At 60.6% G+C, this 17020-nt stretch carries 18 protein-coding genes; 7 read left to right on the top strand and 11 right to left on the bottom strand.

Annotated features, from left to right (window positions below; translation table 11 throughout):
- Positions 1–6: 6 nt before the first annotated feature.
- Positions 7–369 carry a nuclear transport factor 2 family protein gene (locus tag ACZ47E_RS01865; protein WP_153776691.1) on the bottom strand — a complete coding sequence of 121 codons (363 nt, stop codon included), beginning with the start codon at positions 367–369 and terminating at the stop codon, positions 7–9.
- Positions 370–476: 107 nt separating this feature from the next.
- On the opposite strand from ACZ47E_RS01865, the gene ACZ47E_RS01860 reads away from it, so the two are divergent.
- Together ACZ47E_RS01860 and ACZ47E_RS01855 are read left to right on the top strand one after the other, a co-directional pair.
- On the top strand, positions 477–1271 hold the full coding sequence (locus tag ACZ47E_RS01860; protein ID WP_278067263.1) for a helix-turn-helix domain-containing protein: 795 nt from the start codon (positions 477–479) through the stop codon (positions 1269–1271).
- 5 nt (positions 1272–1276) lie between these two features.
- Positions 1277–1591 carry a putative quinol monooxygenase gene (locus ACZ47E_RS01855; RefSeq protein ID WP_035209397.1) on the top strand — a complete coding sequence of 105 codons (315 nt, stop codon included), beginning with the start codon at positions 1277–1279 and terminating at the stop codon, positions 1589–1591.
- Here ACZ47E_RS01855 and ACZ47E_RS01850 read toward each other — a convergent pair.
- Positions 1588–1971, bottom strand: coding sequence for an ACT domain-containing protein (locus tag ACZ47E_RS01850; protein WP_113380997.1), 384 nt, complete (start codon positions 1969–1971; stop codon positions 1588–1590). The genes ACZ47E_RS01855 and ACZ47E_RS01850 overlap by 4 nt on opposite strands.
- Before the next feature lie 87 nt (positions 1972–2058).
- Positions 2059–2511, bottom strand: a complete 453-nt coding sequence (locus ACZ47E_RS01845) for an Lrp/AsnC family transcriptional regulator (protein WP_022555720.1) — start codon at positions 2509–2511, stop codon at positions 2059–2061.
- A gap of 121 nt (positions 2512–2632) precedes the next feature.
- Here ACZ47E_RS01845 and ACZ47E_RS01840 point away from each other — a divergent pair, with 121 nt between their 5' ends.
- Entirely contained in the window at positions 2633–3595 is a 963-nt protein-coding gene (locus ACZ47E_RS01840; protein WP_077986700.1) for a nucleoside recognition domain-containing protein, read from the top strand.
- Positions 3596–3674: 79 nt separating this feature from the next.
- On the opposite strand, the gene ACZ47E_RS01835 is transcribed toward ACZ47E_RS01840, so the two are convergent.
- Positions 3675–5696: a methyl-accepting chemotaxis protein gene (locus ACZ47E_RS01835; protein WP_022555718.1), complete on the bottom strand. Its 2022-nt coding sequence runs from the start codon at positions 5694–5696 to the stop codon at positions 3675–3677.
- Positions 5697–5968: 272 nt separating this feature from the next.
- Between ACZ47E_RS01835 and ACZ47E_RS01830 the strand changes: the two genes are divergently transcribed.
- Both ACZ47E_RS01830 and ACZ47E_RS01825 read left to right on the top strand, forming a co-directional pair.
- Positions 5969–6721: a TlyA family RNA methyltransferase gene (locus ACZ47E_RS01830; protein WP_077986699.1), complete on the top strand. Its 753-nt coding sequence runs from the start codon at positions 5969–5971 to the stop codon at positions 6719–6721.
- The gene (locus ACZ47E_RS01825; RefSeq protein ID WP_037090804.1) at positions 6718–7968 is read left to right on the top strand and encodes a class I SAM-dependent RNA methyltransferase; all 1251 of its coding nucleotides are present in this window, start codon (positions 6718–6720) and stop codon (positions 7966–7968) included. Before ACZ47E_RS01830 ends, ACZ47E_RS01825 begins: the two co-directional genes overlap by 4 nt.
- A gap of 125 nt (positions 7969–8093) precedes the next feature.
- Here ACZ47E_RS01825 and ACZ47E_RS01820 read toward each other — a convergent pair whose 3' ends face one another.
- The 3 genes from ACZ47E_RS01820 to ACZ47E_RS01810 form a co-directional block, all read right to left on the bottom strand.
- Positions 8094–8411: a hypothetical protein gene (locus tag ACZ47E_RS01820; protein WP_003503086.1), complete on the bottom strand. Its 318-nt coding sequence runs from the start codon at positions 8409–8411 to the stop codon at positions 8094–8096.
- Between the two features lie 89 nt (positions 8412–8500).
- Complete coding sequence (locus ACZ47E_RS01815) at positions 8501–9259, bottom strand: crotonase/enoyl-CoA hydratase family protein (protein ID WP_072494031.1); 759 nt, start codon at positions 9257–9259, stop codon at positions 8501–8503.
- 10 nt (positions 9260–9269) lie between these two features.
- Positions 9270–11054 (bottom strand): acyl-CoA dehydrogenase, encoded by a 1785-nt coding sequence (locus ACZ47E_RS01810; protein WP_244405197.1) that lies wholly within the window; start codon positions 11052–11054, stop codon positions 9270–9272.
- A 221-nt stretch (positions 11055–11275) separates the two neighbouring features.
- Between ACZ47E_RS01810 and ACZ47E_RS01805 the strand changes: the two genes are divergently transcribed.
- Complete coding sequence (locus tag ACZ47E_RS01805) at positions 11276–12271, top strand: transporter (RefSeq protein WP_004440300.1); 996 nt, start codon at positions 11276–11278, stop codon at positions 12269–12271.
- Positions 12272–12332: 61 nt separating this feature from the next.
- Here ACZ47E_RS01805 and ACZ47E_RS01800 read toward each other — a convergent pair whose 3' ends face one another.
- From ACZ47E_RS01800 to ACZ47E_RS01785, 4 genes are all read right to left on the bottom strand, one after another.
- The gene (locus ACZ47E_RS01800) at positions 12333–12848 is read right to left on the bottom strand and encodes a BA14K family protein (RefSeq protein WP_004440298.1); all 516 of its coding nucleotides are present in this window, start codon (positions 12846–12848) and stop codon (positions 12333–12335) included.
- A gap of 214 nt (positions 12849–13062) precedes the next feature.
- Positions 13063–13527: a BA14K family protein gene (locus tag ACZ47E_RS01795; RefSeq protein WP_004440296.1), complete on the bottom strand. Its 465-nt coding sequence runs from the start codon at positions 13525–13527 to the stop codon at positions 13063–13065.
- A gap of 178 nt (positions 13528–13705) precedes the next feature.
- Positions 13706–14779 (bottom strand): FAD-binding oxidoreductase, encoded by a 1074-nt coding sequence (locus ACZ47E_RS01790; protein ID WP_173614480.1) that lies wholly within the window; start codon positions 14777–14779, stop codon positions 13706–13708.
- An 8-nt stretch (positions 14780–14787) separates the two neighbouring features.
- The gene (locus tag ACZ47E_RS01785) at positions 14788–16032 is read right to left on the bottom strand and encodes an aromatic ring-hydroxylating oxygenase subunit alpha (RefSeq protein WP_278067262.1); all 1245 of its coding nucleotides are present in this window, start codon (positions 16030–16032) and stop codon (positions 14788–14790) included.
- 329 nt (positions 16033–16361) lie between these two features.
- Here ACZ47E_RS01785 and ACZ47E_RS01780 point away from each other — a divergent pair, with 329 nt between their 5' ends.
- On the top strand, positions 16362–16970 hold the full coding sequence (locus ACZ47E_RS01780) for a DUF6656 family protein (RefSeq protein ID WP_004440288.1): 609 nt from the start codon (positions 16362–16364) through the stop codon (positions 16968–16970).
- The last annotated feature ends 50 nt before the right edge of the window (positions 16971–17020 follow it).

Below are 17020 nucleotides of genomic sequence, written 5' to 3'. Positions count from 1 at the left end.
TTTACCTCAGGATGCCGCGCCGTCGAGAAAACCAACGACATTTTCGATCCGGCCCCCGGCATCGTGGCTGACGACATCGGTGCCACCAGCCACATCGTCCCCGTCAGGCGAGATAAGGCGCCAGGAAAAACGGGTGAATTTGCCGTGTCCGTCCGGGGTGCCGGCAAGAACGAAACGATATCCCGGAAATTTCTGCCGCGCCGCCTCGATCATGGCGGCAATCCCCTGCTGGCCTTCGCCCTGCATCAGCGGATCGACGTAGCGCGAATTTTCTGCCCATGCCTGACCGATGAGGTGCCTGCGGCGTTCATTGTCTTCCTCATTCCAGGCTGCGAGATAGGTTTCGGCGATTGCGAGATGCTGCGTCATGATTGTGCTCCTTGTGGTTGACGGCCCAAACATGCCGGGGGTCGGGAAGCGGAACAATTACCTCCGAGGTAATCGCATCCGCGATATCTTCTGCTAGGCTGCGGGGCATGACACATCATCGAGAACATGTCGGCCAGGTGCTGAAGGAATGGCGAGCCCGCCGCAGATTGAGCCAGCTGGATCTGGCGGTGGAGGCTGAAATATCAGCACGCCATCTGAGCTTCGTTGAAAGCGGGCGATCATCGCCCAGCCGCGACATGCTGGTGAGGCTGGCGGAGCAGCTTTCGATGCCGGCCCGCGCCGCTAACCGGCTGATGCTGGCTGCAGGTTATGCACCCGTTCATTCCGAACGATCACTGGATGCACCTGATATGGCAGCCGCCCGACAAGCCGTCGAAACGGTAGTGCATGGGCATATGCCATTCCCCGCTCTTGCCGTCGACCGGCACTGGAATGTCGTTCTCGCCAATGGGGCGATCACGTCGCTTCTGGCCGGCGTTTCAGAAGAGCTGCTTTACCCGCCGCTCAACGCCTTGAGGCTGAGCCTGCATCCGCTGGGTCTGAGGTCACGCATCGTCAATCTGGCCGAATGGCGCCATCACCTGCTGGAACGCCTGCGCCGTCAGGTCGAGGAAACCGGAGACGAAGTGCTTTCTCGGCTGCATGCGGAGCTTGCGGCCTATCCCGCGCAAAAGGTCGCCCCGCATTCCACCGGGGCCGGCCCTCTGGCCATACCGCTCCAGCTTCGCGATCCATCTTCGGGCGGCATATTGAGCTTCATTTCAACCACCACGGTTTTCGGGACGGCGACGGACGTCACGCTCTCCGAACTCGTGCTGGAATGTTTTTATCCCGCCGACGCGGCAACCCGCAACGCACTGATGCAAGGTGCCAAGGAGTAAGACCCGTGCACACCACCTATCTTATCGGCTTTCAGGTCCGTCCAGCCCAGCGCGAACGTTTTCTTGAATTGCTGAATGCGCTGCTCGACGCCATGCGGCACGAAAAGACCTTCGTGAACGCAACCCTGCACCGGGATTGCGAAAACGAGAACCGGTTCCTGCTGCATGAGACCTGGACTGACCATCAGGACGTCATCGACGTTCAGATCCACCGGCCCTATCGGCAGGCATGGCACGATGCCCTGCCCGAGCTTCTGGACGCGCCGCGCGATATTTCCGTCTGGCATCCCATGCGGGCGGATCACGCTCACGGAGCTTAGACGCGCGAGTGCCCTGCATTTGCCAGCAGCTCAAACGTTTTCTCCAGATCTTTCGATTTGACCAGCAGGTGATCGCCATCGAAAGTGGAAACCACGAATATCCCGATGTCGTTGGTCGATAGCGGTTCGATCACCGAAAGCACGATGCCGGTCTCATCAAAGGCGAACGGGCCCTGAAGTTTGAGACAGTTCCAGCCCGTGTCGGCCTTAACATCGTGAGGGATACGCTCCTGACGGCAAACGACGGAAAGCTCATCATCAGTCCGGCTGATGCTGAGAAAACCTGTGCCATCGGCCCAGGCTGGAATGGATGCATCGGCAGAAAGCCGGGCCACTCCGTAGGTGCCCTCAAGGAGCCTTAACTTAACGCGAGGCGCCATCTGTAAACTGCCTTCCCGAAAGCCAGAGGCTTTCCTTGGGTTGAAGGGGAGGATCAAATGCCTCCCCAGAAGGCCATATTATCAGTTTCAAAGCTTGATGGCCGTTTCTTCTTTCGCCGTCTTGATGACGACCATGGTGAAAAAGCGTGCCACATTGTGCTGATCGCGGAACAAGCGGTCGCACAGGGCGTCGAATTCTTCCATATCCCGCAGGCGTAACATCAGTACGACATCGCTTGCGCCGGTGACGGCATAAGCCTGCGACACCGCCTCCTCCGCGCAGGCAATATCCAGAAAGCGGCGCATCTGCTGCTCACCGTGCAGTTTCAGCTCCACCGTCACCAGAGCCTTGAGCACGCGTCCCGCCTTTGCCGGGTTGAGGATCGCCACGATGCGGTCGATCACGCCCGACTTGCGCAGCCGCTGCAGGCGGCGCAGGCAACTGGACGGCGACAGCCCGACTTCGTCAGCCATATCCACATTGGTGCGCGAGGCATCGTTCTGCAAAAGGTTCAGAAGTTTCCGGTCGATCCTGTCCATGCGGGCAGCATATCGCCCGCCGCCATCTTTGCAATAAAATTGCATGAAACTGCAATCTCTGACCGCAAATGCGAACCGGCCTGGAGTAGTGGATGGAAACAACTTTCAGGGGAGCCTTGATATGTCAGTTCTACAGACCGTCTGGCAAAAAACGCGGGAAACGCTTGCAATCTACTGGGTGCTGGTGCGGATCACGGTCCCGATCGCCATACTGACCGAGCTGCTATCAAGGATGGGGGCGATCGAGGCGGTGGCGCCTGCCTTTGCGCCGGTCATGAACCTCATCGGCCTGCCGCCTGAACTTGGCCTTGCCTGGCTGACCGCGATGCTGGTCGGCATATGGGGTGCCGTGCCGCTAATCTTCACGCTGGTTCCCGCGTCTTCACTGACCGTGGCTGATATTACCGTTTTTTCGGCGCTCATCCTGTTCGCCCATGGCCTGCCAATCGAACAGAAAATCATCGAAAAGGCGGGCCCCGGCATGATCGTCACGACGGGGCTGCGCGTCGGCGGCGGATTGCTTTATGCCTTTCTCCTGCACCAGCTTCTGGAATCGACCGGCTGGTTGTCGGGACCGGCGAGCCCGGCCTGGATTGCGATGAGCGCCACGCCTGAATGGTCCGCCTATTTCCTCGGTCTCGGTGAAACCATGGCCTGGATGCTCGCCATCCTCCTTGCCCTTTCCCTTTGCCTTGAAATTCTCAGGCTGACCGGCCTGCTCGCGCTGATGATGAAAGCGCTCTCGCCCCTGCTGCGTCTTGCAGGCATTCGCGGCGAGGCCGAGCATCTCACTGCCATCGGGTTGTTCCTCGGCATTTCCTACGGCGCGGGTTTCCTGATCCGCGAGGCGCAATCGGGGACGATATCACCGCGGCAGGTATTTCTGTCCTGCGTCTTCATGGGTTTTGCCCATAGCGTAATTGAAGACACGCTTGTGGTCATGTCGCTGGGTGCGGATGTCTACGGGGTTCTCGCCGGACGTCTCGTTTTCGCCATTGCCGCAACCGCCGTCATTGCCGCCCTGCTCCACCGCCTGTCGGATGAGCTTTTTTTTGCACGGATGTTCCGGCTACAGCGCGCCTAGGCGGCCTCCCATTTGAAAATGCCGACGCAAAAAGGGGGCCTTTCGGCCCCCGATCCGTAGGTTCAATCTGAAGCCCCGCTCAGAACTCCGTCCAGTCCTGATCCTTCGCGGCCGGTGCTTCGGCAGCACCACCGAAGGCGCGGGCAAGGCTCTGGCCGAGTGCACGGGCCGGCGATGCGACAGGCCTTGCTGTTGCAGAGGCCGATTTTACCGGAGCCTTGCGGATCGGCGCGGCTGGCGCAGGCTGAAAGGCCGGCTTGGCCGAAGACGGGCGCGGAGCGGAATATCCGCCGGCGCTCGCAACGGCGGTGCGTGCGCCGCCCATCCTGAACTGGCCAAGCAGGCTGTTCAGCGCTTCCGCTTCGCGGGCCAGCGAATGGCTGGCGGCGGTCTGCTGCTCCACCATGGCGGCGTTCTGCTGCGTGCCCTGATCCATGGTGTTCACGGCCGTGTTGATTTCCTGCAGGCCGGTGGCCTGTTCGCGGGCAGCGACAACGATGGCGCTGACATGGGCGTTGATCTCTTCGACTTCCGAGACGATGAGTTCCAGCGCCTTGCCGGTTTCATCGACGAGATTGACGCCGTTTTCCACCTGCTGGCTGGAAGCGCTGATCAAGGTCTTGATTTCCTTGGCGGCATTGGCCGAACGCTGGGCAAGTTCGCGGACTTCCTGCGCGACCACCGCAAAGCCCTTGCCGGCATCACCGGCGCGGGCGGCTTCCACACCGGCATTCAGCGCCAGGAGGTTGGTCTGGAAAGCGATATCGTCGATGACGCCGATGATGTTGCCGATTTCGCCCGAGGACTTCTCGATCTCGCGCATGGCGGCAACCGCCTTGCGGACCACAACACCCGACTTCTCCGCACCGGCGCGCGCGCGCTGGACCAGATTGCCGGCATCTTCCGCACCACGGGCGCTATCACGCACGGTGGTGGTGACTTCTTCGAGCGCCGCAGCGGTCTCTTCGATGGAGGCCGCCTGCTGTTCGGTGCGGCGCGACAGGTCGTCGGCGGCGGAGAGCATTTCCGAAGCGCCGGCATTGATGGCGGCCGCGTTCTCGCCGACTGTGCGCAATGCCTGCTGGAGTTTTTCGACGGCGCTGTTGAAATTCACACGAACCGGATCAATCGCAGGCGCAAAAGGCGTTTCAATGCGATAGGAAAGATCGCCATCCGCGAGAGCCGCAAGGCCCTTGCCAAGCTCGGCGCTGGCAAAAGCGCTGGCGGCTTCGTCCCTGGCTTTTTCTTCCTCGGTGCGGCGACGTTCTGCTTCCGTCGCGGAGCGCATGCGATCGGTCTCACCGGCAAGGCGGGCTTTTTCAAGCCCGGCTTCCTTGAAGACCATTACAGCCTTTGCCATCTTGCCGACTTCGTCGCCACGATCCGTGGCCGGAACTTCCGTCGTCAGATCGCCATCGGCAAGCCGGCTCATCGCCGCTGTCATGCCGACGATGGGCGTAACGATGGAGCGCGAAAGCGCCCAGATCAGGATCACGGCGAGAAGGCCGGCGACGGCGCCACCGCCGAGAAGGGCATATTCCAGCTTGCGGGCAGCAGCCTGCTGTTCTGCAGCGTAAGCGGTGGACAGGCCATTCAGCTGTTCCTTGATCTTGGCGGCCGAGGCACGGAAGCCGTCAAGCTGGCCCTTGGCCTGATTACGGCCGATTTCGATGATTTCGGAAATCGGCGCTTCGGTCGTCTTGCGTGCGGCGATCTGCGGTTCCGCCAGTTCCTTGAAGAACACGGTGGCGGATTTCTGCATGTCGTCGATGGATTTCAGGATGTCCGGCTGGCCGGCAGCAAGGGCGCGCGCTGCATCAAGCTTCTTCAGCATGATATCGCGCTGGGCGAACACGTCATTATAGGTGCTGTCACTGCGGAACAGCAGGAAGCCGCGCTGATTGACGGCCTGTTCCAGCATGGCTGCCGTCGCGCCATCCACGGCCTGGATGATATCCTTGGTGCGGTTGTTTTCAATCGTGACACGCTCGCTCCCCAGCGTCTGCCAGAATACGACCGCGGAAGCGAGCAGGCACACGCCCATCAAGGCACAGAAGGTGGCTATGAGCTTCAGATTAATGGGGAGATTTTTCAGCGACATCGCAAACTCTCTCGGCGACCCGATGCCTCGGAGCAAGCGTCTGCGCTGCAACGGCCGCAATTTCAGAAATGGGAGAAGATGCCATCATGGCGGGTTCCGACCGGCCGCACGGGCCTTGGCACACCCTGCAATACAAGCCTTTATATTGGATTAATCTGATATGCTGATTTGCGGCGCAAAAGCCTCATAAGTCCGTGGCTCAGGCGCTGTCGGCTCCGCATCGCGATAAATCGCTTGCATCGGCGGAGTTTGGCAGTCATTGACACGGGATCATGTCCAAAACACCTGAAAATGAACGGCTTGACCAGCTTCTCGTGTCGCTCGGCCATTTTGCCAGTCGCTCGCGTGCGCGCGACGCGATTGCGCGCGGCACCGTGAGCGTCAACGGCAAGACCGTCACCAAACCGAGCCAGACCGTCGCCGGCAATGCCGAGATCGCCATCAGCGATCCAGCGCAGGCCTATGTTTCCCGCGCAGCTCTGAAACTCGTGGCCGCACTCGATCATTTCGGGCTCGATCCTTCCGGCCATCACTGTCTTGACGTCGGCGCTTCCACAGGCGGTTTTACCGAGGTGCTGCTGGAACGGGGCGCCAGCCACGTCATCGCCATCGATGTCGGCCACGGGCAAATGCATGCAAGGATCGCAAACGATCCGCGTGTCACCAATCTGGAGGGGCTGAATGCCCGCTTCCTGACGGCGGACGATATCGATGACCAGCCCATCGGCTTCATTGTCTCCGACGTGTCCTTCATTTCGCTGAAGCTCGCGCTCGCCCCGGCGCTCGATCTTGCTGAGCCGGGTGCTCGCGCTGTCCTGCTGGTGAAGCCGCAATTCGAGGCAGGGCGTGACGCCATCAGCAAGGCCGGGCTTCTGAAGGAACCCGAAACCGCGCCCGCAGTGGCGGCCGAACTGGAGCGCTGGCTGACGGAGGACATGGGCTGGAAAAGTCTCGGCCTCATTCCCTCGCCGATTTCCGGCGGTGACGGCAATGTCGAATTTCTTCTCGGAGGCGAAAAGCCATGAGCACACAAACCGTCACCATCAAGAGCCTCGGCGCCCAGGGCGATGGCATTGCGCACTGTCCCGACGGCCCGGTCTATGTGCCCTTCGCGTTGCCCGGCGAGACGGTCGCCATCGCCAAGGTGAAGGATCACGGCACCGTGATGTCGATTACGGAAGCCTCACCCGAGCGCCGTACACCCGCCTGCCGCCATTTCGGCCCGGAGGGCAAGAATGGCACCTGCGGCGGCTGTTCGCTGCAACATCTCGCCGACGAGCCTTACCATGCATACAAGCGGGAACTGGTGGTCTCGGCACTGAAATCGAAGGGCTTGACGCCCGATGTGGATAATCTCGTCATCTGTCGCCCCGGCGAGCGCCGCCGTGCGGTGTTCGCCGCCCGCAAGACGGAAAAGGGCCTGCTGCTCGGCTTCAGCCAGGCGAACAGCCACCACATCGTCGCCATTGAGGAATGTCCCGTCACCTCGCCCGGCATCGTCTCACGACTGGATGCCATCCGCGCCATCGGACTTTCAATGGTGGCGAATGCGGAACCCTTCCGGATGACGGTGCTGGAGACCCTTTCCGGCCTCGATATTTCCGTCGACGGCATCAAGTCGGTCAGCGACAAGCAGCGCCGCACGCTCACGGAAACGGTTCTTGCCATGCGCGGCATTGCGCGTGTTTCACTGTCGGGTGAAATATTGATCGAGCCCCAGAAGCCGATCATCGAGTTTGGCGGGGTGGCGGTATCGCCGCCGGCCGGCAGCTTCACGCAGGCGACGAAGCAGGCGGAGGACGCCATGGCGGAGCTGGTGCTTGCCCATGTCGGCAAGTCCAAACGCATTGCCGATCTCTTCTGCGGCTCCGGCACATTTGCGCTGCGGCTTGCGCGCGTTGGCAAGGTGCATGCGGTGGAGGCGGAAGACAAGCCGCTGAAGGCGCTGGATTTCGCCGCCCGCAACACGCAGGGCCTGAAGCCGGTCAGCGTCGAGAAGCGCGATCTCTTCCGCCGCCCCCTGATGACAAGCGAGCTAAAGAATTACGACGCCGTCGTCTTCGATCCGCCACGCGCGGGCGCGGAATTCCAGTGCAAGGAACTGGCACGCAGCACGGTAAAGAAGATCGTGGCCGTGAGCTGCAACCCGCTGACACTGGCGCGCGATCTCGCCATCCTGACCGAGGGCGGCTATCGCATCACCCGCGTCACGCCGGTCGACCAGTTCCTGTGGTCGCCGCATGTGGAAGCCGTGGCGACGCTGGAGAAATAAGCAATCCGGGCGGAGAGCCGCTCAGCGACGCTGAGGCAACGCAACGATTCATATGCCCGCAATCCCAACAGCCCTCATTCCTGTGCTTGTCATAGGAATGAGAGTGGAGATGAAGCCTGGGAGTCTTACCAGGCCGTATCGACCGTGCCGTTGCCCACCACGCCCGAGCAGCGGCAGGCACCGCCCACACGGCCGCGCTCCAGCGGGCAGATATAGGGCCGACGGCGGTTGGCGCTGTCCGGTGGGGTGATGACGCAGACGAAACGCGCGCGGCGCTGGCGGTCGCGGTTATTGCCGGAATAGAAGTTCGGACTATCGTCGTCCGTGGACTGCGCCAGAATGACATCGTTGGTGGAAGCCGCTGGAGCGCGTGTTATCGCCGCCGCTTCAGCAATCGTCGCGGCGGATAGGAAGACAGTCAGGGCGAAAACGAAGTGACGCATGTGGGTGGCCTTCGGACAATGACGGTGCGTTATCTAACCCAAGCCATATTGCCCGGTTGCTTAACCGCAAGGAATTCCTGCCCGCACACTTAACGACGCATGAATGCCTCGAAGGCGGCGCGCGCTTCGGCACTTTGCAGCTGCGCGATGAAATGACGACCTTCCTCTTCGATGCGGGTGAGAATATCGGCCGGGTTGCCGCGGACCAGATCGCGAGCGATCTTCAGCGCCTGCTGCGGTTTGGCGGCAAGGCGGGTGGCAAGCGCCAGCGTTTCGGCTTCGACATGTTCCGGGGCAACGACTTTCCAGATCAGCCCGGCCTGCAATGCCTGCTCGGCGGAAAAACCCTCACCCATGGCGAGCAGCGCAAAGGCGCGCTGGTGGCCGATGAGCCTTGGCACGAGCAGGCTGGAGGCCGCTTCCGGCACCAATGCGAGATCCACGAAGGGCGTCTTGAACAGGCTGCGGCTGGAAGCGACCGTCAGGTCGCAATGCAGGTTCAGCGTGGTGCCGATGCCGATGGCGAGCCCATCGACACCGGATACCAGCGGTTTTTCGAAGGCGACCAGCGCTTTCAGAAGTTCGAGGGCGGCGAGCTTGCCCTTTCCACCTGACATGGCGAAGGCGAGAAAATCAGCCATGTCGTTGCCGGCGGAAAAGCAGCCTTCCGTGCCGAGAAAAGCAACGACGCGGATGTCCGGATCCGTATTGGCGGCGTGCAACGCCTCGGCCATGCGCAGATACATGGCATCGGTGATGGCGTTTTTCTTTTCCGGTCGGTTGAAGCGGATGGTCAGAACGTCAGGCGCATGGCCGACACGCGCGACAAGAATATGGTCGTCCGACATCTGAAGCTCCTCAAGCCAAAACAGTACGGGCGGCGGCAAGGCTTGCCGCGCCTGACACAATGCGGTCCTTCAGCGCCGCCGTTTCCGCCAGCAGGTTTTCCGCCGCGAAACGGCAAAGCGCGGCACGATGCCCGCCCCTGCCATCATCGACGGAGACCAATGCGCCCTTGGCGAGATAAGCGCCCGTCAAGGCAAGACCGAAGAGACGCTGATAGGGCGTGGCGCCCGCAAGTGCCATCTCGGTTTCGCCCGCCTTGATGCGGGAGAGCAGCCAGTCGGTTGCCGTTTCCAGATCGGTGAGGCTGGCATCGAGATAACGGGCGGTCTCTCCGAGATCGTCACGGTTCGATGTGGCCGTGCGGGCGGCGATCTCACGCAGTTCGGCGATGAAACCGCGCACCTGCGCGCCCTCGGAGAGCGGCAACTTGCGCAGGACCAGATCGATGGCCTGAATGCCGTTGGTGCCCTCGTAGATCGGCGCGATGCGGGCATCACGCAGATAACGCGCCGCGCCGGTTTCCTCGATGAAGCCCATGCCGCCATGCACCTGAATGCCCATGGATGCGACATCGACACCGGCATCGGTGGAAAAGGACTTGGCGATCGGTGTCAGAAGGGCAGCGCGCTCCTGCCAGTGAGCGCGCTGCCGGGCGTCTTCAGTCGCATGCGCCATGTCGATGGCGTGCGCGCAGCTGAAGGAAATCGCCCGTGATCCCTGCGTCAGCGCCTTCATTGTCAGAAGGGTTCTCACGATATCAGGATGTTCGATGATCGGGCTCATGCCCGAACCCTGCCAGCCGGGCGCCTTGCCCTGCGTGCGTTCCCTCGCGTATTCGATCGCCTTCTGGGTCGCCGCCTCGCAGATCGCCACGCCCTGCATGCCAACGGCAAGGCGGGCGTTGTTCATCATGGTGAACATGCAGGCGAGGCCCTTGTTCTCCTCGCCGACCAGCCAGCCGAGCGCACCCTTTTCGTCACCAAATTTGCCGTCACCGAAGATCATGGTGCAGGTGGGCGAACCGTGAATACCGAGCTTGTGTTCGAGAGAGTGGCAGAAAAGATCGTTGCGGCTGCCCGGCGCGCCGTTTTCATCGGGCAGGAATTTTGGCACGAGGAACAGCGAAATGCCACGCGTTCCCGCCGGCGCATCCGGAAGACGGGCGAGAACGAGGTGGATGATATTATCAGCCGCGTCGTGTTCACCCCAGGTGATGAAAATCTTCTGGCCGAAGATGCGGTAGGTGCCGTCACCATTGCGCTCCGCCCGGGTCTTCAGGACACCAAGATCGGAACCCGCATGCGGCTCGGTCAGGTTCATCGTGCCGGTCCATTCGCCGGAGACGAGTTTCGGCAGATAGCGTCGCTTGAGATCGTTGCTGCCGTGGGCGACGATGGCTTCCACCGCACCCATTGTCAGCGTCGGCGCCAGCGCAAAGGCCATGGAGCCGGAATTCCACATTTCGAGCGCTGCAACATTCAGCATATGCGGCAGGTTCTGGCCGCCGAATTCTTCCGGGGCAGTCAGGCTGTTCCAGCCCGCCGCCGCCCAGCGACGGTAAAGATCGGCCCAGCCATCGGGCGTCGTCACCCTGCCATCGGCAAGTTTTGCGCCCTGACGGTCCCCGATTTCGGCGAGCGGCGCGACCTCTCCGGTGGCGAAACGTCCGGCTTCCTCCAGAATGGCATCGACGAGATCTTCACTCAGATCTCCCAGCACACCCCTGGAAAGCGCGTCTCCGAGACCCGCTACATGTTTGAGTGTAAAGGCGATATCATCCACCGGCGCGCTATACATGCTGCCTCCTCCCGAAGCTCTTGTATCCTGCTACTGCCTTCGGGCTAAATGATTTTTACGTAAACGTCAATTTGAAAATTCCCGGTATGTCGACGGGCTTGTTATAAAACTGTCATATGAATTTGCTCAGCATGTTGACGGTGCCCTGACGCGCTCCTTTCGCCTCCTCCCGGTGCGACGGGCACCCCTCTCCTCCCATCCCGCCGGTCAGGACTGCCACGATGGACCTCATAACGCCCACCATTCCCGGCCTCGTTTGGGCCTATCAATTTCAACCCGGGAAGGCCCCATGCCGCAGGCTGGCGCCCGATGCCGGCTTTGACGAGATGGCGGGACGCGACGGGTTCTTCTGGCTGCATCTCAATCTCGCCGATCAGCGCGTGGCGGGTTTTCTGGAGACGGTTGAGGGTCTCGATCCGGCAGCACGGGCAAGCCTCACCACCCACGAAACGCATCCGTCCATTGTTGTCGACGAAAAATCGCTCTACGGCACCCTGGTCGATTTCCAACGGGAATTCGACAAGGAAACGCGCGATTTCGGCTGGCTGCATTTTGCGGTGAGCGACCGTTTCATCATCACCACCCGCCTTCAGCCGCTGCATTCGGTAGACCGGCTAAAGGCGGCGGTCGACAAGAACTCCAACCGCTATCTCACACCTTCCCACGTCTTCGAAGGCCTTGTCGCCGAATTCCAGCGCTCGCTGATCAATCTGGTCATGGAGACGACGGAAGAACTGAACGCCATCGAGGATCTGGTCTATGACAGCGAGACCCGCGACGAAAGGCGACGCCTCGCACCGCTGCGCCGCACGGTGGTGCGCCTGCACCGGCATTTGCGCACCGTCCTCACCCTGATGCGGCGGGCTTCGGCCGCGGATGACGACGAGATGCCTGACGGTTTCGAGGATGTGGCCTCACGGCTGATGGGGCGCCTCGAGGCTGTCGATCATGACGTCTATGCCCTGCAGGAGCGCGCAAGGCTGCTTCACGAAGAAATCGATTCAAAACTCTCGTCTGAAACCAACCGGCATCTCTATATACTGTCGCTGATGACGGCGTTCCTGCTGCCACCGTCGCTGGTAACCGGCTTTTTTGGCATGAACACGGATGAGCTGCCGTTTACGGTCGGGACCGGTGGCACCATGGCGGCCAGCATCTTCATCGTCATCTCGGTCGTGCTCGCCTGGTTCGTGTTGAAACGCGCGCGTATCCTCTGACAGCAAAAAGCCGCCCGGTCGAAACCGGACGGCTCTGTAAATCCCGGTCTTGGCCAACCTATCAGCCGTAGGGCGAATAGCAGGTCTGGCGCGGACCGTTATACGGCTGGAACGTGTTGCTATAGGCGTCGTAGGAGCGATAGCGGCCATAGCACCAGTTCACATGCGCCTGGCTCATGCCGCCACGGCGGACCGGACGATACTCACGATAGACCGGGCGCGGGCGATATTCCGGCACCGGACGGTAGACTTCGCGCGGCTGCGAAAGAGCGCCGCCGATGATTGCGCCCGTTGCAAATGCTGCGAGCGGGAACCAGTAACCGTCATGGTGGCGGTAACCCGGACGATAATCGCGGTAACCGCGGTGACCGCGATACCAGCCGCGACGATCGCCCCAGCCGTCACGGTCACGCCAATATTGCACGTTCACGATATTCTTGCTGGCATCGTTGCCCGAGGTCTCAACGCTCTTCGGCGCTACAGGCAGGGGCATGGCGGCTTCGGCCGGAACAATCGCTCCTGCAACCACGATTGCAGAAAGACCGACAGCCAGGATATTCTTCACATAGCTTTTCATCTGACTTCCTCCATTCACGACGGTCGACAGGCCGTAAGACGTGAATTTCTGTTGTTCTATTCCGCCTTTGTCCGGGCGGTGTCGTATACTTCTACAGCCTAGGGACGTGTGGCTGAACCTACGATTAACGGTCCGATCACGCTTCGTTTATCAAAACCACGGCGTTTCAGGGCCAGACAAAAGCCCGGTAAAGACCGGGCTTCTGCTTGTTCAATTAGCGGCTGTAAGGCGACACGCAAATGCGGCGCGGACCGCTGTTGGGCTGGTAGGTGTTGTCGTAGGCACGATACGAGCGCCAGCGATTCTGACACCAGGATACATGGCTGCCGCCATAGGCCGGACGGGGTTGCTGAATCGCGCCGCCGATGATGGCGCCGGTGGCGAAAGCGGCAAGCGGGAACCAGTAGCCGTTATGATAACGGTAACCCGGACGGCGGTCGCGGTAACCACGGTGGCCATTATAATAGCCGTCACGCGGCGGGCGCGGGCGATACATGCGGTCGCCGTGACGGCGATCATGTCGACGGTCCCATTCCCGATATTGCACCTGCACGACATTGTCGGTGGACACCGCCGGCTTCTGGATCGGCACAGGAACCTGGAACGCCTGCGACGGCGTAAAGCTGGTCAGGAACACGACGAGGGCCGTGGCGACACTCGTTGTCCGGAAATTTATCATGATCTTCCTCCGTTTGCTTCAGCGCGTTGACCCACGCTTTTCACCCACTCACTCTTTTCGGAGATTAGGGTCAGCCCCGCTTCATGCCCGAGAAGAATTGGATGACGTGCAAACGAATTTACGGAAATTTGGTTCCAGACAATGGCAATGGAAGGAAAGCCTCAAACGCCTGCCGGCATCATGCCTCCACCTTGACATCGGTCAAAGGCCGCGAGCAGCAGGCGAGAATATAGCCCTCCTCGATTTCCTCATCGAGAATGCCGCCATTGTGGTTCATCTCCACCTCGCCGGAAAGTTTCAAGACCCGGCAAGTCCCGCAGATGCCGGATTCGCAGGCTGCGCCGATCCGCACACCGGCTGCACGCGCCGTCATCAGAACGGTCTGCCCGGGCTGGCAGGGCATTTCTTTCCCGGAAAGGGTAAAACCCACCATCGACAACGCTTCGCCATCATCGGTGAGAACACTCTCGCCGACGGCGACGGGAGCAGCAGGCGAAAAGCTTTCCTGATGGTAACGGCCCATGTCGAAGCCGGAGGCTTCAAGCATGGAGCGGACGGCGGCCATGAACGGCTCCGGCCCGCAGCAGAAGACGGTACGCTCCATGAAGTCATGGGCGAGCAGCGCGATCTTGGCCTTGTCGACCATGCCCTTCAGGCCGGACCACAGATCGGTGCGTCCACATTTCTCGACAATGAAGCCAAGCGACAGGTTCGGCATGAAGCGGGCGAGATATTCCAGCTCGTGACGGAAGACGATATCGCCGGGTGTACGCGAGCAATTGATGAAGGCAATGTCGCTTTGCGGGGCGCGGTCGCTCATGTCGCGCACCATCGACATCATCGGCGTGACGCCGGAGCCCGCGGAGATGAAGAGATACTTGTCCCCGGGATGCTTGACGTAGGAAAAATCGCCGAGCGGACCAAGCGCCCGGATCTTCATGCCGGGCTTCAGATTGTCGAACATCCAGCGCGTGCCGATACTGTTGGCCTGCGCCTTGACCGTGACCGACAGCGAATAGGGCCGCGACGGGCTGGAGGACAATGTGTAGGTGCGGTAAAGCGGCTCCTTGCCCACCGGCAGTTCCAGCGTGACGAACTGGCCCGGCAGATAACGGAACCAGTTCTGATCCTCGGAGCGGAACAGGAACGTCATCACATCCTGTGTTTCGGGGGTTACCGAAATACATTCCAGCAGATGGAGCTTGTCGCTCCACGGCTTCATCTCGTCAATATGCTTATATGTCACGACCATGTTCATCTTCACGCTACAGCCGAAAGCCGGGCCTTGTCGCCGGACAGCCGGTCGATCATGAAATCGGCGTACCAGTTGACGAACTGCATCACGCCGCCCTCGTCCTCCATGGAGTAAGGGCCGGGCTCATAAGCGGGCGAGCGAATGCCGAAGGCATTTTCCTCGACGATGCGGCGATCCTGATCGTTGGTTTCGTTCCAGACATGGGTGAGATCCTCAAGATCGTAATCCACGCCCTCCACCGCATCCTTGTGCACCAGCCATTTGGTGGTAACCATCGTCTCGTTGGCGCTGAGCGGCAGCACGCGGAAGGAGATGGTGTGGTCGCCGAGGAAGTGGTTCCAGGTCGTCGGGTAATGGAACAGGAGCAGCGCGCCGATATGGCTGATGCTGACATCGTCCGACAGCGGCCGGCGCACGGCGCGTTTTCCCGACATTGTGTAGCTTTCCGCTTCGCCGATCAGCGGCATGCGCGCCACGCGGAACTGGCCCTTCGGGTCAATCTTGAAACGGCTGGGCAGGCCGGCTGCTTCGCAGCGTGCCCAGTGGCCGCCGATCTCGGGGTCGCTTGCCCCGCCATCCGTTCCCGTCACGCTCGGGTTTTCGGGATAGGTACGGCAGAGTTCCGGATGGTTGGCGGCGCAATGGTAGCACTCGCGGTTGTTTTCCCAGACGAGCTTCCAGTTACCCTTTTCGATGATGGTGCTCTCATGCGCGACCTTGGCTTCCCATATGCGGTGCGGCGCCATGTAGCTCTCCACTTCGGCGCGCGTGGGCTCAAAATCCGCAGGCTGATCGGCGAGGCAGATGAAGACGTAGCCAGCGACGGTTTCGCAGGCGACAGGCTTCAGGCCGAAATCGCCCTTGTCGAACTCCTCGCCCATGTGGCGGGCAAAAAGCAGCTTGCCGTCAAGATCGTAGGTCCACTGGTGATAGGGACAGACCAGACGCGCCGACTGGCCCTTCTGCGTGGTGCAGACGCGGGAGCCGCGATGGCGGCAGGAATTGTGGAACGCGCGGATTTGCCCGTCGCGGCCACGAACGATGACGACCGAATAGGCGCCGACCTGCACGGTGAAATAGCTGCCGGACTTCTGTACCTCACAATCATGGCCGACAAACAGCCAGTCGCGATACCAGATGGTTTCCATATCCAGCTTGAAGTAATCCGGGTCCGTGTAGAAGGGCTGTTCCAGGCTAAAACCTTCGCGGCGGTTTTTCAGCTGGCGCAATACGGTATCACGCAATTCCATGGCCAAATCCTCGATCAAACCGCCCTGCCCGACACCATTTGCGGGGGCTGCGGAAGCATGTCCTCATCTAATCATCGGCGGTCATTTGCGGCAGCACAGACAGCGACATCGGCTTCCGCATTGGCGACAAATTGCGACATGTCCGAACGGCGTCTTCAGGCCATTCCACTGCAAAATCCGGCAACTATTTACCGCCTGCAACGACGTCGCAATATGACGCATGATGGCGCAGCCACTGCCCACCCATCAAAAACAGGGGCTGCAGCGCAACGGAGTATTAACGCACCCTAAATTATCTTACCGGATCGACAGCAACGAGGGTGTTCCCGGTGGAGAAGGCGACACGCATACGCTATTTCGATGCGAGCAGGCATTCGGTCACACCGATACGCTCGAAGACCGCGCATTCCGATTTTTTGCGGACAGGGCGCATCAGCCGTTACGAAGAGCGGTGGCTGCCGAAAGAACGCGTCTACTACAGCCATGACGAAGTGGCTGCGCTGACCGGGCGAAAGCTGGAAGCTGCCGCCGATGCCACCCACAGCCGCCTGAACGGTTTTCACCAGTCCATCCGTTTTCCGAAAATGGTGTTTCACCATCTGCTGAATGACCGGCCGCATCTGGGTTATTGCCACGTCACGGCGGCGACGACCAGCTTCGATGCAGAGCGTCATGTGCTATGGTCCTTCTATTTCGCGAATTTCTTCGCGGAACTGAGCGGTGCCGAAAACTTCTTCGAAAATATCGATGCGCGTTATTCGCGGATGTATTTCGCTGTCGCCATCAACGCCCTTCCCGATCAGGAAATCGCCGTCGATACATCCGTTCATCGCGGCGGCCTGCTGTTCCAGACCCACGATCCGCGCGTGGCGCTGAAAAACGTCCTCATGCTCGGCGCGCGCTCGGAGGAGATGCGCAGGATCATCAAGGCGATATAGCAGCGACAAAGCCCCCAGGGACTTCATCTTTCTTTCTTAGGCATGTCGTT

The sequence above is a fragment of the Agrobacterium sp. 5Ca39 genome (genome assembly GCF_055382365.1).
The sequence above is the reverse complement of the archived record's forward strand: the minus strand, read 5'-3'. Positions and strand labels throughout refer to the sequence as shown.

Bases quoted from the DNA above. Each gene is read 5' to 3' on its own strand.
- ACZ47E_RS01865 (WP_153776691.1), bottom strand. From the start codon at position 369: ATGACGCAGCATCTCGCAATCGCCGAAACCTATCTCGCAGCCTGGAAT.
- ACZ47E_RS01860 (WP_278067263.1), top strand. From the start codon at position 477: ATGACACATCATCGAGAACATGTCGGCCAGGTGCTGAAGGAATGGCGA.
- ACZ47E_RS01850 (WP_113380997.1), bottom strand. From the start codon at position 1,971: ATGGCGCCTCGCGTTAAGTTAAGGCTCCTTGAGGGCACCTACGGAGTG.
- ACZ47E_RS01845 (WP_022555720.1), bottom strand. From the start codon at position 2,511: ATGGACAGGATCGACCGGAAACTTCTGAACCTTTTGCAGAACGATGCC.
- ACZ47E_RS01840 (WP_077986700.1), top strand. From the start codon at position 2,633: ATGTCAGTTCTACAGACCGTCTGGCAAAAAACGCGGGAAACGCTTGCA.
- ACZ47E_RS01835 (WP_022555718.1), bottom strand. From the start codon at position 5,696: ATGTCGCTGAAAAATCTCCCCATTAATCTGAAGCTCATAGCCACCTTC.
- ACZ47E_RS01830 (WP_077986699.1), top strand. From the start codon at position 5,969: ATGTCCAAAACACCTGAAAATGAACGGCTTGACCAGCTTCTCGTGTCG.
- ACZ47E_RS01825 (WP_037090804.1), top strand. From the start codon at position 6,718: ATGAGCACACAAACCGTCACCATCAAGAGCCTCGGCGCCCAGGGCGAT.
- ACZ47E_RS01820 (WP_003503086.1), bottom strand. From the start codon at position 8,411: ATGCGTCACTTCGTTTTCGCCCTGACTGTCTTCCTATCCGCCGCGACG.
- ACZ47E_RS01815 (WP_072494031.1), bottom strand. From the start codon at position 9,259: ATGTCGGACGACCATATTCTTGTCGCGCGTGTCGGCCATGCGCCTGAC.
- ACZ47E_RS01810 (WP_244405197.1), bottom strand. From the start codon at position 11,054: ATGTATAGCGCGCCGGTGGATGATATCGCCTTTACACTCAAACATGTA.
- ACZ47E_RS01805 (WP_004440300.1), top strand. From the start codon at position 11,276: ATGGACCTCATAACGCCCACCATTCCCGGCCTCGTTTGGGCCTATCAA.
- ACZ47E_RS01800 (WP_004440298.1), bottom strand. From the start codon at position 12,848: ATGAAAAGCTATGTGAAGAATATCCTGGCTGTCGGTCTTTCTGCAATC.
- ACZ47E_RS01795 (WP_004440296.1), bottom strand. From the start codon at position 13,527: ATGATAAATTTCCGGACAACGAGTGTCGCCACGGCCCTCGTCGTGTTC.
- ACZ47E_RS01790 (WP_173614480.1), bottom strand. From the start codon at position 14,779: ATGGTCGTGACATATAAGCATATTGACGAGATGAAGCCGTGGAGCGAC.
- ACZ47E_RS01785 (WP_278067262.1), bottom strand. From the start codon at position 16,032: ATGGAATTGCGTGATACCGTATTGCGCCAGCTGAAAAACCGCCGCGAA.